Here is a 14,157-nt window from a genome sequence, read left to right as displayed (position 1 = left end):
GTCATGAGCTGGGACGTGCTGATCCTGCGGCTTCCGCAGGAGATCCAGACCTACGACGATCTGACGGCGTGCGAGAGCGACCCGATGCTCCCCCTCGGTGCGCTCGAGGACGTGCGACGACACATCGACGCGACGTTCCCCGACACCGACTGGTCCGATCCGCGCTGGGGCGTCTGGCACGGCCCGGAGGGCTCGATCGAGTTCAGTCTGGGCAGGGACAGTGACGCCCCGCTGGAGCACCTGATGCTCCACGTCCGCGCCGGCGACGAGATCGTCGGACGCATCGTCGCGCTGTGCGAAGGCGCGGGGTGGAAGGCGCTGGACACGTCCGCGACGGAGTTCCTCGTCTCCGCCGCCGACGCGTCCGGACTCTCCGGCTGGCGGAGCCTCCGCGACCGTGCGGCCGGCCGGAACGCGTAGCGACTCCGCAGCGGCCGGCCGAGTTCCTCGGTGCACAGCAGAAGGCCCCCGAGCTCTTCACGAGCCGAGGGCCTTCTTGTGCGTCTCGTCGACGTCGGGGCTTACTTGGAGGAACCGCCGAAGTTCTTGAAGCGCTGGTTGAACTTCTCGACGCGACCGGCCGAGTCCATGATGCGCTGCTTGCCCGTGTAGAACGGGTGCGAGGCGGAGGAGATCTCGACGTCGATGACGGGGTACTCCACGCCGTCCAGCTCGATCGTCTTGTCGCTCGTGACGGTGGAGCGGGTGAGGAAGGTCTCTCCCGAGCCGAGGTCGCGGAACACGACGGCCTGGTAGTCGGGGTGGATGTCAGTCTTCATGGGATTCCTTACGTGGTGCCCTGGATTCTGCCAGGGGCGAGGGAAGTCTGCGGTGCGGAAAACACCAAGGATCGATTCTAGCAGACGAGCGCGTCAGGACGCGGCACGCGCGGCGTAGCGGCCGTCGACCCGGTCGAGGGAAATCGGCATGCCGAACGCCTCGCTCAGCGTCTCGGCGGTCAGGGTCTGCGCGAGCGGCCCGGCGGCGACCACGCGGCCCTCCCGGAGCAGGAGCACGTGCGTGAAGCCCACGGGGATCTCCTCGACGTGGTGGGTCACCATGACCATCGCCGGCGTGGTGGGCGACTGCGCGTAGCCGCTCAGCAGCGCCAGCAGCTCCTCGCGGGACCCGAGGTCGAGGCTCGCCGACGGCTCGTCGAGCAGCAGCAGTTCCGGGTCGGTCATCACGGCGCGGGCGATCTGGACGCGCTTCTGCTCGCCGTCGCTGAGAGTCCCGAACAACCGATCCGCCAGGTGCGACAGGTGCCACTGCTCCAGCACCCGCATCGCGCGACGCTCGTCGACGCCGTCGTAGTCCTCGTTCCACCGCCCCATCACCGAGTAGGCCGCGGTCATGACCGTGTTGAGCACCGACTCCTCGCGCGGGATGCGGCGGGCCATGGCGCTGGACGCGAAGCCGATCCGCGGGCGGATCTCGAACACGTCGGTGCGCCCCAGGGTCTCCCCCAGGATGTCCACGCGGCCGGAGGTCGGATGCATCAGCGTGTCCGCGAGCTGGAGCAGCGTGGTCTTGCCGGCGCCGTTCGGCCCGAGGATGACCCATCGCTGGTCGTCGGTCACCGACCAGGTCACATGGTCGACGATGTTCCGCCCGTCCCGACGGACGACGACATCCGTGAGATCGAGCACCGTGAGATCGGAGTCGTCAGGCATGCCGCCAGCCTATCGGCTCAGCCGACGACCTCCGCGTAGAGCGCTCGGGTCGTGTCGGCGATGGCGGCCCAGCTGAACTCGCGCGCCGCCCGGTCGCGCCCGGCCCGACCGTAGTCGCGGGCACGGGCGGGATCGCCGGTGACCTCGGTGAGCACCCGCGCCAGGTCCGCGACGAACCGCTCCGGATCCACGGGCGTCCCCGTCCCGTCCTGGACCTGCTCGATCGGCACCAGTCGGCCGGTGACCCCGTCGTCGACGACCTCGGGGATGCCGCCCGTCGCCGTGCCGACGACGGCGGCGCCGCACGCCATCGCCTCGAGGTTCACGATGCCCAGCGGCTCGTACACGGAGGGGCAGACGAAGGTCGTCGCGACCGTCAGGATCGCCGACAGCTCGCGCCGCGGCAGCATCCGCTCGATCCAGACCACGCCGTCCCTGGACTGCTGCAGACCGCGGACGAGCCCCTGCACCTCCGCCATGATCTCCGGGGTGTCCGGCGCGCCGGCGCAGAGCACGACCTGCACGTCGGCGGGCAGCTCCGCGGCGGCACGCAGAAGGTACGGCAGCCCCTTCTGGCGCGTGATCCTCCCGACGAAGACGACAGACGGCCGCGCGGGGTCGATCCCCGCCGCGCGGAGGAACGCGTCGTCGTCGACGGGGTGCCACGCGTCGACGTCGATGCCGTTGTGGATGACGCGCACCCGTGCGGGGTCGACTTGGGGATACGCCCGCAGGATGTCGGCGCGCATTCCGGCGCTCACCGCGACGATCGCGGCCGCGTTCTCGTACGCCAGCCGCTCGATCCCGCTCGAGACCGCATATCCGCCGCCGAGCTGCTCCGCCTTCCACGGACGGAGGGGCTCCAGGCTGTGGGCCGTCAGGACGTGCGGGATGCCGTGCAGCTGCGAAGCGAGGTGTCCTGCGAAGTTCGCATACCAGGTGTGGCTGTGCACGACGTCCGCGCCCGCGACGTCCGGGACGATCACGAGATCCGTTCCCAGCGTCTGCAGCGCGGGGTTCGCGCCGTCCAGCTCCGAGGGCGTGCGATACGCCGTGGTTCCCGCCTCGTCACGCGGCGCGCCGAACGCGCGCACGCGCACGTCGACGGCCTCCCGGAGCGCGCGGACGAGCTCGGCGACGTGGACACCCGCCCCGCCGTAGATCTCCGGCGGGTACTCCTTGGTGATCATGTCGACGCGCATGACTGCACGCTAGTACAAGCGCTCACAGGGCATCTATGGTGGAGCCATGTCGGCACCAAAGAAGGTCTTCGGGATCATCCTCGCCGGTGGCGAGGGAAAGCGCCTCATGCCCCTGACCGCGGACCGGGCCAAGCCCGCGGTGCCCTTCGGCGGCCAGTACCGGCTGATCGACTTCGCGATATCGAACCTCATCAACTCGGGCCTGCGCCAGATCGTCGTGCTGACGCAGTACAAGTCGCACAGCCTCGACCGGCACATCTCCCAGACCTGGCGGATGTCCGCGTTGCTCGACTCGTACGTCACCTCGGTGCCGGCCCAGCAGCGGCTCGGAAAGCGATGGTTCTCCGGCTCGGCGGACGCCATCCTGCAGAGCCTGAACCTCATCAACGACGAGAAGCCGGACATCGTCGTCGTCATCGGCGCCGATCACGTGTACCGGATGGACTTCCGCCAGATGCTGGAGGCGCACATCGCCTCGGGGGCGAAGGCGACCGTCGCCGGCATCCGTCAGCCGCTCGCGCTGGCCTCGCAGTTCGGCGTGATCGACGTCGCCACAGACGGATCCGGGCGGATCCACCAGTTCCTCGAGAAGCCGACGGATGCGACCGGCCTCCCGGACGCCCCGCACGAGGTCCTCGCCTCGATGGGCAACTACATCTTCGACGCGGACGCGCTGATCTCCGCGGTCGAGGCCGACGGGGAGTCCGCCACGTCGAGCCACGACATGGGCGGCGACATCGTCCCCTTCTTCGTCGAGCGCGGCGAGGCCGGGTTCTACGACATGCGGCAGAACGACGTGCCCGGCTCATCCCCGCGGGACCGGGCCTACTGGCGCGACGTCGGGACCATCGACTCGTTCTACGACGCCCATCGCGACCTCATCTCGACGCTCCCGGTGTTCAACCTCTACAACATGGAGTGGCCGATCCACGCCCAGGCGGTCAACTCTCCCCCGGCCAAGTTCGTCCGCGACTCGGTCGGGCGGATCGGCAACGCGATCGACTCGATCGTCTCGCTCGGCTCGGTCCTGTCGGGGACCCATCTGGAGCGGAGCGTCGTCGGCCCGTGGACCCTCGCCGGCGGCGGGTCCACGATCACCGACTCCGTCCTCTTCGACGGCGTCCGGGTCGGACAGGGCGCGCGCGTGCACCGGGCGATCCTCGACAAGAACGTGGTGCTCCTGGACGGAGCGACGGTCGGCGTGGATCGCGAGCGGGACCTCGCCCGCGGGTTCACCGTGACGGAGTCCGGCATCACCGTGGTCGGCAAGGGCGTCCTGATCGAGCCGTGATCGGCCCGCCCCGAGGAGCCGCTACGCTCGTCGCGTGACCGCTGCGCGCTTCCTCGTCGTCCTCGATGCCGATTCCACGCTCCTGCAGGACGAGGTGATCGAGCTGATCGCGGATGAGGCGGGTCGCCGTGCGGAGGTGCAGGCGGCCACGGAGGCGGCGATGCGCGGCGAGGTCGACTTCGCCACGAGCCTCCGCTCCCGCGTCGAGGCGCTCGCCGGTGTGCCGTCCGCCGCCTTCGGCCGGGTGCGCGCCCGCGTGCGGCCGACCCCGGGCGTGACCGAGCTCACAGCGGCGGTGCACGCACGCGGCGGTGTCGTCGGCGTCGTCTCGGGAGGCTTCCACGAGGTGCTCGATCACGTCGCCCCCGGTCTCGGCGTCGACCGCTGGCGTGCGAACCGCCTCGCGTTCGCGGGAGACGCCCTCGACGGAACCGTGGAGGGCGAGATCGTCGACGCGCAGGCGAAGGCCGCGACCCTCCTCGCCTGGGCGGACGAGCTCGGCGTGCCCCGGCGACGCACGGTCGCGATCGGCGACGGTGCGAACGACCTGCGCATGATGGACGCGGCGGGGCTCGGCCTCGCCTTCAACGCCAAGCCGGCGGTGCGCGCCGCGGCGAACCTCGTCGTCGGGCCGCAGGATCTCCGCGAGGTCATCCCGCTCCTGCCCTGAGGCGCGATCCCCCTGTCCCCGTCCCCGTCCCCCTCCCTTCAGGATGTCGGCGGCCGGCACTAGCGTCGGGACATGGACATCATCCTCGTTCCGGGCCTCTGGCTCGACGCCTCCTCGTGGGATCCGATCCTTCGCGGTCTCGTCGCGGCCGGGCACCGGCCCCATGCCCTCACCCTGCCGGGCGTCGGCGAGCCCGGCGCGTCGTCCGCGGAGGTCGGCATCGCCGAGTGGGTCGACGCCGTCGTCGCCGAGATCGACCGTGCCCAGGCCCCCGTCGTGCTCGTCGGCCACTCCGGCGGCGGCAACGTGGTGTGGGGAGCCGCGGACGCCCGCCCGGAGCGAGTGGCGCGCGTCGTCTTCGTGGACACGGCGCCGCCCGCGCCGGGGTACGGGATCAGTGAGTTCGAGATCGTGGACGGCGTGGTCCCGTTCCCCGGGTGGGGCTTCTTCCCCGATGAGGACGTCTCGGACCTCGACGAGGCCACACGCGCGCGGACGGCCCCGCTCACCAGGAGCGTGCCGGCACGGGTCCCGACCGACCCCATCCGTCTGGCGGACCCGCGACGATACGACGTGCCGGTGACCCTGCTGATGGGCGGGATGACCGAAGCGGAGTTCGGCGAGCAGATCCGGCAGTGGGGCGACTACGCCGAAGAGTACCGCCGCATCCAGGACGCCGAGGTCGTCCGGATCGGGTCGGGACACTGGCCGCAGTTCTCCGTGCCCGATCGGCTCACCGAGCTCCTCGTGGCCGCGATCGATCGCACAGCCGGACGCTGACCGTTCCCCGCACTGCGGCGGGTGCCTGCTCGCGGCGGGTATCGACGGCGCCCGTCAGTGACCCATCCCGAGGCCGCCGTCGACCGGGATCACGGCGCCGGAGATGTACGCGGCGTCGTCGGAGGCGATCCACGTCACGACCCCGGCGACCTCGTCCGCCGACGCGAACCGGCCCGCCGGGATGCTCGCCTTGTACTGCTTCTGCGTCTCCTCCGGGAGCTCGGCGGTCATGTCCGTCTCGATGAATCCCGGGGCGACGACGTTGGCGGTGATGCCGCGGCCGCCGAGCTCACGGGTCAGCGAACGCGCGAAGCCGACGAGGGCGCTCTTCGAGGCGGCGTAGTTGATCTGACCGGCCGACCCGTAGAGGCCGACCACGCTCGAGATGAGGACGACCCGCCCGAAACGCGCACGCAGCATGCCCTTCGACGCGCGCTTGACGACGCGGAACGCCCCGCCCAGGTTCGTGGCCACGACGCTGTCGAAGTCGTCCTCGCTCATGCGCAGGAGCAGGGTGTCCTTGGTGATCCCGGCGTTCGCGACGACGATCTCGACGGGGCCGAGCTTCTGCTCGACCTCCGTGAACGCGGCGTCGACGGCCGCCGCGTCGGTCACGTCCGCCCGCACCGTGAGCGTGCCGTCCGGCCCCTCGCCGCTGCGCGCCGTGACCGCCACCCGGTAGCCGTCGCGTACGAAGCGCTCCGCGATCGCGCGGCCGATGCCGCGGTTGCCACCGGTCACGAGGACGACACGGTCAGTGCTCATCACAGACTCCCACTCTCAGGTTCTCCAGCCTCGCAAGCCTACCCAGAGCAGCGCGGCGGGAATTGACATCCGGCGGCCGTGCCGGGAGTCTGGGGACGACCAGGGAGACGGACATCGTGAGCGACAACGCCAACGCCGAAGAGCAGCCCCCGCGGCCCCCCGTGCCGCCGACACCCGAGCAGCCCGCCCCGCCGCCGCGCGGTCCGTGGGACGGGGCGGCCGCCTCACCCGGCGCGGCCATCGTGCCCGCGCCGGCCTCTCCGGCGTTCCCGAGCTACGGCGCCCCGGCCTCGCCCAGCGTCCCGTCGGCATACGGCGGGCCCGGGGCGTACGGCACGCCGCCCGCGTACGGGTACGCAGCGCCGTATGCTCCGCCCGCGCCGACCAACGGGCTCGCCGTCACCTCGATGATCCTCGGCATCGCCGGCCTCGTGCTGATCTGGGTGGTCGTCCCGCTGCTCGCCTCGATCGCGGCCGTCATCACCGGACACATCGCCCTGGGCCAGTGCAAGCGCAACCCGCAGCTGGGCGGACGCGGCATGGCGATCGCCGGGCTGATCCTGGGCTACATCGGGGTGGCGGGACTCATCGTGATCGTGGCCCTGTCGATCATCAGCTTCCTCTTCTTCGGCGCGTTCTCGCTGTCGATGATCCCGCTCATGTCGTGATCCGAGAGCGGTGCGGCGGCGTAGGCTGGACTCACCGTGAGAAAGTCCCGCACCGCCCCCTCGCTGACCTCCTTGCCGCGCGCGCCGCGCGATGAGGCCAAGGGGCGAGCCCGCCAGTACATCGTCACGATGTCGATCCGCGTGGCCTGCCTGCTGCTCATGGTGGTCGTGACCCCGTACGGCTGGTACACCTGGCTCTTCGCGCTCGCCGCGATCGTGCTGCCCTACATCGCCGTGGTGTTCGCCAATGCCGGGGACGATTCGACCGAGACCGTCATCGAGTCGCCCCAGCTCGGGATCACGGCCGCACCGACCGAGGCCGCTCCCCCGGCGTCGGACGAGGGCCGCCCCACGCTGAGGATCCAGGAGACCGGATCGACGCCCGCGGACCCCGATCCCGGAGCCGCCCGATGACGGACCCCGCCCCCGAGTGCTCGCGCGCGGGGTGCCGCTCCGTCGCCACCCACCGCGTGCTCTGGCGCAATCCGCGCATCCACGCCCCGGATCGGCAGAAGGTGTGGACGGCCTGCGACGAGCACGTCGCGTTCCTCAGCGACTACCTGCGTGCCCGGGACTTCCCGGTGGACGTACGGAAGGGGTTCTCATGATGCGCCGTCGGCTCCTGCGATGGGCGGGGTACGTCGCCGTCGCCCTCGTCTTCGCCGTCGTCTGCGTCCTGCTCTCCCAGTGGCAGTTCGCGCGCAACGAGGGGCGGGAGACGCAGATCCGCCTCGTCGAGGAGAACTATGACGCACCGGCGGTGCCCCTGAGCGACCTGTTGCCGGCCGGCGCCGCCCTTGACCCCGAGGACGAGTGGCGCCCGGTGCTCCTGCGCGGCGAGTACGTCCCCGAGGGTCAGCTTCTCGTCCGGAACCGTCCGCACGGCGGCACCAGCGCGTTCGAGGTGCTCGTGCCGTTCCGCACGGACGACGGCCGGACCCTCATCGTGAACCGCGGGTGGGTCGCCCCCGGCGAGGGCGAGGTTCCCGACGTCGTCCCCGCCGCCCCGACGGGCCCCGTCGAAGCGGTCGTGCGTCTGCGCCCGCAGGAGCCCCTGCCGCCCTCCGGCCGCGGCGCGCCGGAGGGGCAGGTCCCCAGCATCAACCTCGGCTTCGTCGCCGACCTCCTGAAGTCGGAGGGCCTTCAGGACCCGTCCGCTCCGGTCGACGCCGGCGCGTACGGAGCGCTCGTGTCGGAGGACCCCGCACCGTCCGCACGACCGCATGGCTTCGATGCGCCGTCCGAGGACCCGGGACCGCATCTGTCCTACGCGATCCAGTGGATCCTGTTCGCCCTCATGGGCTTCGTCTTCATCGGGTACATCATCCGCACCGAGGTCGTGAAGCACCGCGAGGAGGCGGAGGGGCGGCCCGCCCGCGAGCCGCGACGCCGACGCGATCGCGACATGCACGACGAGGACGAGCTCCTCGACGCCGCCGGCCACCGCTGACCGTATCGACGGCGATAGGGGCGGACCCGAGCGGGCACGCCCTAGGCGAGCTCGATGAGGTCCTGGTACTCGCGGCTCCAGATGTCCTCCACGCCGTCCGGGAGGATCAGCACCCGCTCGGGGTTCAGGGACTCCACCGCACCGGGGTCGTGGGACACCAGCACGACGGCGCCCTCATAGTGCGCCAGGGCGCCGAGGATCTCCTCGCGGGACGCGGGGTCGAGGTTGTTCGTGGGCTCGTCCAGCAGCAGCATGTTCGCCGAGGAGACCACGAGGGTCGCGAGGGACAGTCGCGTCTTCTCCCCTCCGGAGAGGACGCCGGCGGGCTTGTGGACGTCGTCCCCGGTGAACAGGAACGAGCCGAGCACCTTGCGCGCCTCGGTCTCGGTCAGGTCCGGCGCGGCCGACACCATGTTCTCCAGCACGGATCGTGACACGTCGAGGTTCTCGTGCTCCTGGGCGTAGTACCCGATCTTCAGGCCGTGCCCGGGCTCCAGCTGACCGGTGTCGGGCTGATCCACCCCGGCGAGGATCCGCAGCAGGGTGGTCTTTCCCGCACCGTTGAGCCCCAGGACGACCACCTTGGATCCGCGGTCGATCGCCAGGTCCACGTCGGTGAAGATCTCGAGCGACCCGTAGGACTTCGACAGCCCCGAGGCCTTCATCGGGGTCTTGCCGCACGGCGCCGGCTTCGGGAACCGGAGCTTGGCCACGCGGTCCGCCTGCCGGACCTCCTCCAGCCCGGACAGCAGCTTCTCGGCGCGGGCGACCATCTGGTGCGCGGCGGCGGCCTTCGACGCCTTGGCGCCGAACCTCGCCGCCTGCAGCTGCAACTGGGTCGCCTTCTTCTCGGCGTTGGCGCGCTCCTTCTTGCGCCGCTCCTCGTCGGCGACGCGCTGACGCAGGTAGTTCTTCCAGTTCATGTTGTAGATGTCGATGACCTGGCGGTTCGCGTCGAGGTAGAACACGCGGTTGACGGTCTCGCCGACGAGCTCCACGTCGTGGCTGATCACGATCAGGCCGCCCTTGTAGCCCTTGAGGAACTCGCGCAGCCACACCACGCTGTCGGCGTCGAGGTGATTGGTCGGCTCGTCGAGGATCATGGTGTCCGCGTCCGAGAACAGGATCCGAGCGAGCTCGATGCGCCGTCGCTGTCCGCCGGAGAGGGTCTTCAGCGGCTGGTCGAGGATGCGGTCCGGCAGGGAGAGGTTGTGCGCGATGGACGCGGCCTCCGCCTCCGCAGCGTAGCCGCCGAGGGACTCGAACCGCTCGGTGAGGTTCCCGAAGCGACGCATGGCCTTCTCCGCCACCGCCGGGTCGTCCGAGCCCATCAGCTCGGAGGCCTCGCGGATGCCCAGGGTCAGCGATCCCAGCCCGCGGGCGTCCAGGATCCGGGTCCGCGCGAGCATCTCCGGGTCCCCGGAGCGCGGGTCCTGGGGCAGGTAGCCGATCTCGCCGCTGCGGTCCACCCGGCCGTCGGACGGCAGCGTGTCCCCGGCGAGGACCTTCGTCAGCGTCGTCTTGCCGGCGCCGTTGCGGCCGACGAGGCCGATCTTGTCGCCGTCGGCGACGCGGAAGGAGACGTTCTCCATGAGCAGGCGCGCTCCGACGCGGATCTCGAGGTCGTGCACGGCGAGCACAGCAGACGTCCGTTCTGGAAGAGGGTGAGCGGCCGGATGGCCAGCCTCCCAGTATAGGGCGCCGCGCCGTGCGGACGCCGCCCGGTCCGCTGTCAGGGGGCGAGGCCGCGCGCCGTCAGCGCCTCCCCCACCGCGTCCGCATGCCGCAGGGTCCGCACCAGGATCGGCACCGCACCGCGCGGCCCCATCCGCACGCCCCGCGCCCGGTGGGCGTCGCGCGTCTGCTGGACGAATCCGGACACCACCGGCACCGTCGCGATCGTCAGGGCGAGAACCAGGGCGGCCGCATCGGGGTCGACGCCCATGGCGCGGAACGGCGTCAGCACGCTGCGCAGCACCTCGGTCACGGCCGCCATCGTCGTGGTCGCCGTGACCAGCTCCGCAAGGAGCATGAGCGCGACCACTCGGCCGGTGCTGACGGCGGCCGTCTCCCAGGAGACGAGCAGACCGAGCGCGCCGCCGACCACCACGACGATCCAGCGCAGCCGCCACCACGCCGCGCCCAGCGCCGACACCGGAAGCCGGGCGAGCGGGTACAGCAGCGAGACGAGCACGAGGACGCCGCCGACGCCGACGGCGCCCAGCGGCAGGAGAGCGAGCAGGAGCGCCGCGCCGGCGAGCAGCGCGATCTTGACCCCGGCGGGCGTCCGGTGCACGATGCTCCGGCCCGGGCGATAGAGCTGTCTCACCGGCGGTCCCTCCTCTCGCCGGTGCTCATGCGCACTGGGCGACGTAGGCGGACACGACGGCATCCGGCGACCCGACGGCGACGACCCGCCCGTCCTCGAAGAGGACCGCCTCGTCGCACCGGAGCGCCAGATCCAGGTCGTGCGTGACCAGCACCAGGGGCTGGCGCAGCCCGAGGAGCAGCTCGGCGATCCGACGGGTGTTGCGCAGATCGAGACGCGTCGTGGGCTCGTCGGCGACGACGAGGTCCGGCTCCGTCGCGAGCACCGCCGCCAGCGCGAGCAGTTGCTTCTCGCCGCCCGACAGCTCGGCCGCCGGGGCGTCGGCCAGGCCCCCGAGGCCGTAGCGGTCGAGAACGGCGCCGACGCGGGGATCGGCGGCCCCTCGCCGTCCGGCGCGCAGGGACAAGGCGACGTCCTCCGCGGGCGTGGGCATGAGGATCTGCGCCTCCGGATCGGCGAAGACGAATCCCACCCGACGCCGGACCTCCCGCGCGTCGCGGACGGGATCGAGCCCTCCGACGCGCACCGACCCGGTCGTGGCGTGCTGCAGACCGTTCAGCAGGCGGGCGAACGTCGACTTGCCCGATCCGTTCGCGCCGAGGACGGCGGTGCGCGGTGCGGTCACGCGGAGACTCACGTCCTGGAGGATCCGCCGGCCGTCCGCGCGGACTCCGACGCCGTCGAGCCGGATGTCAGCCGACATGGGCGGGCGCGTCCGGGCGCCTCGGCGAGGGAGCGAAGGCCCGGGGGTACGCCCGGCGGAGCGCGAGCGCGAGCGCCGTCGCGGCCGCCGCCTTCAGCAGATCGCCCGGGAGGAAGGCCAGTGACGCCAGCGCCGTCGCCCCGAGCGGCACCCCCGTGACCAGGGCCTGGACGGGGATCCCGAACAGATACACCACCCCGACGCCGCCGACGAGCGTCGCGAGGGCCGTCCGCCAGACGCTCCGCCGCCCCGTTCCGGCGATGAGGCCGATCGCGACCACGCCCGCGACCCACCCGAGCAGGTATCCGGCGCTCGGGCCGACGAACACGCCGAGTCCCCCTCGTCCTCCGGCCAGCACCGGGAGGCCGACCGCAGCCAGAGCGAGGACGGTCAGCACCGCCAACGGTGCGACCCGCGGACCGAGCACCAGCCCGGCGAGCATGACGCCGAGCGTCTGTCCCGTGATCGGCACGCCTGCCGGCAGTGGCACGATGACCAGGCCGAGCGCGACGATCAGAGCGGCGAACACCGCGATGCGTGCGGCCTCGGCCCCCAGCGGACGGGCGGGTGAGGTCATGATTCCTCCTCGACTCGGATGCGGATCGCGAGAGGCGATCTCCTGAACAGCGTTCACTAGAACGCTGTTCAGTATAGTGAGGGGCATGACCCCTCCCTCCCCCGGGCGGCACGACCGGGAGCGCATCGTCTCGGTCGCCCTCGACCTCCTCGACCGGGTGGGACTCCCCGACCTCACCATGCGGAGACTCGCCGGAGAGCTGGACGTTCAGGCCAGCGCGCTGTACTGGCACTTCGCCAGCAAGCAGGACCTGCTCGCTGCGGTTGCCGACCGCATCCTCGAACGGCCGCTTCCGCCGTCGCCTCCGGGCGCAGGGCCCGACGACCGACTCCTCACGGTCGCCCGGGGCATCCGTGACGCGCTGCTCGCCCGTCGCGACGGCGCCGAGGTCGTCCTCAGCACGGCGGCGATGCGACGGGGAGCCTCCCGCGCGCACGACGCCATCGTCGACGCCCTCCCGGGTGTCGACGCCCGAAACGCTCCGGCCGCGACGGCGATCCTGCAGTTCATCCTCGGGCACACCACGCTCGTGCAGCAGCGCATGCACGCTGAGAGCCACGGTGCGGCGGCGGAGCACGACGGCTCCGCCGCTGACGCCGTCGTCTTCGACCTCGGGATCCGGATGCTCGGCGCGGGCCTCCGAGGCGAGGCGGCTTCGGCGGTCAGTCCCGCAGCGGCGGATTCCCGAGCCTGACCCCGGGAAGGAGCGCGATCAGGAGCATCGCGATCGACAGCAGGAACACGGCCGAGAACGCGGCAGCGTCGGCCGCGGCAGCCCCGAACAGCAGGCCGGCGACCGCCAACGCCACCGCCGATCCCGTCGAGTCGGCGATGGACAGCGCCGAGGAGTGGAAGCCCTCGTTCCCGCGGGTGGAGTACGCGAGCATGAGCACGTTGAGGCGCGGATAGACCAGGCCCATGCCTCCGCCCGCGAAGGTCCAGCCCACGACGATGAGCCACGGCGGCAGCGACACGCTCACCGTCGCGAGGACGATGAGGACGCCCGCAAGCACGGCGGCGAGGCTGATCACCGCGATGCGCGTGCTGCCCAACCGATCCCCGATCCGTCCCTGGAGCCAGGACGCCCCCGACCACGCGAGCGCCGCCCCGGTGAGCGCGAGCCCGGCCAGGGTCGGCGGGAACGCGAAGCGGTCCATCAGGGCGTACGGGATGTAGGCCTCGGCGGCGAAGAACGCCCCGGCGACGAGCCCGCGCATGAGGATCACGCTGGGGAGCCCCTTCCCGGCTCGCAGGGTCCCCCGCGGCAGGAGGGGAAGGATCGCGACCCCGATCACGGCGACGGCGAGGACGGCCCCGGGCCAGCGCCACTGCGGCGGCGCGTCCACGGCCAGCCCGACCGCGACGGCGGCGACCGCGACGACGACCGCGAGCATCAGCCGGGGCCCGATCCCTCGGGCGCCCTCCGCCTCCCCCTGCCCGAGGTCCACGCCGTGCAGGCGGAGCGCCACCAGGAGCAGCGCCAGCAGCGCGAGGACCGCGACGCCGAGGAACATCCAGCGCCAGTGCAGGTACTCGGTCACCGCGCCCGCCAGGAAGGGACCGATCATGGAGGGGACCACCCACGCGGCGGCGAAGGCGCCGAAGATCGCCCCGTGCAGTCTCGACGGGTACAGCCGCGCGACCACCACGTACAGCGCCACGGTCTGGCCTCCGGCGCCGAGCCCCTGCACGAGGCGGCCGATCAGGAACACCGTCATGTCCGTCGCGGATCCGGCGATCACGAGCCCGACGACGAACAGCGCGGTCGCCGTGTACACCGGGAGGCGGGGACCGGCGCGATCGCACCAGGCGCCCGTGGCAACCATGCCGATCACCCCGGTCGCGAGCGTCCCGGCGAACGCGACGGCGTAGAGCGACTCGCCGTGCAGTTCGGCGCTCACCACCGGCATCACCGTCGTCACCGCGAGCGCCTCGATCGCGGCGAGGAAGATCAGCGCGACGGCCCCGAGCGTGACGCCGGCGTATCGCGCGCTCCAGATCGAGTCCGCGCGGGGCGCGACCTCGGCCGCCGTCACGTCGCCCTCGTGC

18 protein-coding genes are annotated in these 14,157 nt (G+C 71.8%); 9 read left to right on the top strand and 9 right to left on the bottom strand.

Annotated features, from left to right (window positions below):
* Positions 1–3: 3 nt before the first annotated feature.
* Positions 4–420: a hypothetical protein gene (locus V6R91_RS17210; protein ID WP_336396213.1), complete on the top strand. Its 417-nt coding sequence runs from the start codon at positions 4–6 to the stop codon at positions 418–420.
* A gap of 101 nt (positions 421–521) precedes the next feature.
* Here the strand turns inward: V6R91_RS17210 and V6R91_RS17205 are convergent, their stop codons facing one another.
* From V6R91_RS17205 to glgA, 3 genes are all read right to left on the bottom strand, one after another.
* Positions 522–779: a type B 50S ribosomal protein L31 gene (locus tag V6R91_RS17205; RefSeq protein ID WP_067246295.1), complete on the bottom strand. Its 258-nt coding sequence runs from the start codon at positions 777–779 to the stop codon at positions 522–524.
* 93 nt (positions 780–872) lie between these two features.
* Positions 873–1,673, bottom strand: coding sequence for an ABC transporter ATP-binding protein (locus V6R91_RS17200; protein WP_336396212.1), 801 nt, complete (start codon positions 1,671–1,673; stop codon positions 873–875).
* Positions 1,674–1,690: 17 nt separating this feature from the next.
* Positions 1,691–2,875, bottom strand: a complete 1,185-nt coding sequence (gene glgA, locus V6R91_RS17195) for a glycogen synthase (RefSeq protein WP_271061285.1) — start codon at positions 2,873–2,875, stop codon at positions 1,691–1,693.
* Between the two features lie 46 nt (positions 2,876–2,921).
* Here glgA and V6R91_RS17190 point away from each other — a divergent pair, with 46 nt between their 5' ends.
* The 3 genes from V6R91_RS17190 to V6R91_RS17180 all read left to right on the top strand — a co-directional run bounded on the left by V6R91_RS17190 (position 2,922) and on the right by V6R91_RS17180 (position 5,616).
* Positions 2,922–4,166 carry a glucose-1-phosphate adenylyltransferase gene (locus V6R91_RS17190; protein ID WP_067246286.1) on the top strand — a complete coding sequence of 415 codons (1,245 nt, stop codon included), beginning with the start codon at positions 2,922–2,924 and terminating at the stop codon, positions 4,164–4,166.
* 34 nt (positions 4,167–4,200) lie between these two features.
* On the top strand, positions 4,201–4,836 hold the full coding sequence (gene serB / locus V6R91_RS17185; RefSeq protein WP_336396211.1) for a phosphoserine phosphatase SerB: 636 nt from the start codon (positions 4,201–4,203) through the stop codon (positions 4,834–4,836).
* A 72-nt stretch (positions 4,837–4,908) separates the two neighbouring features.
* Positions 4,909–5,616, top strand: a complete 708-nt coding sequence (locus V6R91_RS17180) for an alpha/beta fold hydrolase (protein ID WP_271061287.1) — start codon at positions 4,909–4,911, stop codon at positions 5,614–5,616.
* Positions 5,617–5,670: 54 nt separating this feature from the next.
* Here the strand turns inward: V6R91_RS17180 and fabG are convergent, their stop codons facing one another.
* Positions 5,671–6,381 carry a 3-oxoacyl-ACP reductase FabG gene (gene fabG, locus V6R91_RS17175; RefSeq protein WP_271061288.1) on the bottom strand — a complete coding sequence of 237 codons (711 nt, stop codon included), beginning with the start codon at positions 6,379–6,381 and terminating at the stop codon, positions 5,671–5,673.
* Between the two features lie 116 nt (positions 6,382–6,497).
* Between fabG and V6R91_RS17170 the strand changes: the two genes are divergently transcribed.
* The 4 genes from V6R91_RS17170 to V6R91_RS17155 are packed head-to-tail and all read left to right on the top strand — an operon-like array spanning position 6,498 to position 8,499.
* Positions 6,498–7,049, top strand: a complete 552-nt coding sequence (locus V6R91_RS17170) for a DUF4190 domain-containing protein (RefSeq protein WP_336396210.1) — start codon at positions 6,498–6,500, stop codon at positions 7,047–7,049.
* Between the two features lie 36 nt (positions 7,050–7,085).
* Positions 7,086–7,463 carry a DUF3099 domain-containing protein gene (locus V6R91_RS17165; protein WP_336396209.1) on the top strand — a complete coding sequence of 126 codons (378 nt, stop codon included), beginning with the start codon at positions 7,086–7,088 and terminating at the stop codon, positions 7,461–7,463.
* The gene (locus V6R91_RS17160) at positions 7,460–7,657 is read left to right on the top strand and encodes a hypothetical protein (protein WP_067244506.1); all 198 of its coding nucleotides are present in this window, start codon (positions 7,460–7,462) and stop codon (positions 7,655–7,657) included. Before V6R91_RS17165 ends, V6R91_RS17160 begins: the two co-directional genes overlap by 4 nt.
* Positions 7,654–8,499: an SURF1 family cytochrome oxidase biogenesis protein gene (locus tag V6R91_RS17155; RefSeq protein WP_271061291.1), complete on the top strand. Its 846-nt coding sequence runs from the start codon at positions 7,654–7,656 to the stop codon at positions 8,497–8,499. The genes V6R91_RS17160 and V6R91_RS17155 overlap by 4 nt, the downstream gene beginning before the upstream one ends.
* Before the next feature lie 41 nt (positions 8,500–8,540).
* Here V6R91_RS17155 and V6R91_RS17150 read toward each other — a convergent pair whose 3' ends face one another.
* From V6R91_RS17150 to V6R91_RS17135, 4 genes are all read right to left on the bottom strand, one after another.
* Positions 8,541–10,139: an ABC-F family ATP-binding cassette domain-containing protein gene (locus tag V6R91_RS17150; protein ID WP_271061292.1), complete on the bottom strand. Its 1,599-nt coding sequence runs from the start codon at positions 10,137–10,139 to the stop codon at positions 8,541–8,543.
* 92 nt (positions 10,140–10,231) lie between these two features.
* The gene (locus V6R91_RS17145; protein ID WP_336396208.1) at positions 10,232–10,828 is read right to left on the bottom strand and encodes a CbiQ family ECF transporter T component; all 597 of its coding nucleotides are present in this window, start codon (positions 10,826–10,828) and stop codon (positions 10,232–10,234) included.
* Between the two features lie 25 nt (positions 10,829–10,853).
* Entirely contained in the window at positions 10,854–11,531 is a 678-nt protein-coding gene (locus tag V6R91_RS17140) for an energy-coupling factor ABC transporter ATP-binding protein (RefSeq protein ID WP_336396207.1), read from the bottom strand.
* The gene (locus tag V6R91_RS17135; RefSeq protein WP_271061295.1) at positions 11,521–12,108 is read right to left on the bottom strand and encodes a biotin transporter BioY; all 588 of its coding nucleotides are present in this window, start codon (positions 12,106–12,108) and stop codon (positions 11,521–11,523) included. The genes V6R91_RS17140 and V6R91_RS17135 overlap by 11 nt, the downstream gene beginning before the upstream one ends.
* A gap of 85 nt (positions 12,109–12,193) precedes the next feature.
* On the opposite strand from V6R91_RS17135, the gene V6R91_RS17130 reads away from it, so the two are divergent.
* Positions 12,194–12,802: a TetR family transcriptional regulator gene (locus tag V6R91_RS17130; RefSeq protein WP_336396206.1), complete on the top strand. Its 609-nt coding sequence runs from the start codon at positions 12,194–12,196 to the stop codon at positions 12,800–12,802.
* On the opposite strand, the gene V6R91_RS17125 is transcribed toward V6R91_RS17130, so the two are convergent.
* Positions 12,771–14,144, bottom strand: coding sequence for an MFS transporter (locus tag V6R91_RS17125; RefSeq protein WP_336396205.1), 1,374 nt, complete (start codon positions 14,142–14,144; stop codon positions 12,771–12,773). The two genes, V6R91_RS17130 and V6R91_RS17125, sit on opposite strands and share 32 nt — an antisense overlap.
* Between the last annotated feature and the right edge of the window lie 13 nt (positions 14,145–14,157).

The sequence above is a fragment of the Microbacterium sp. CCNWLW41 genome (genome assembly GCF_037083505.1).
Note: the sequence above shows the minus strand (reverse complement) of the source record. Positions and strands in the feature narration are given on the sequence as shown.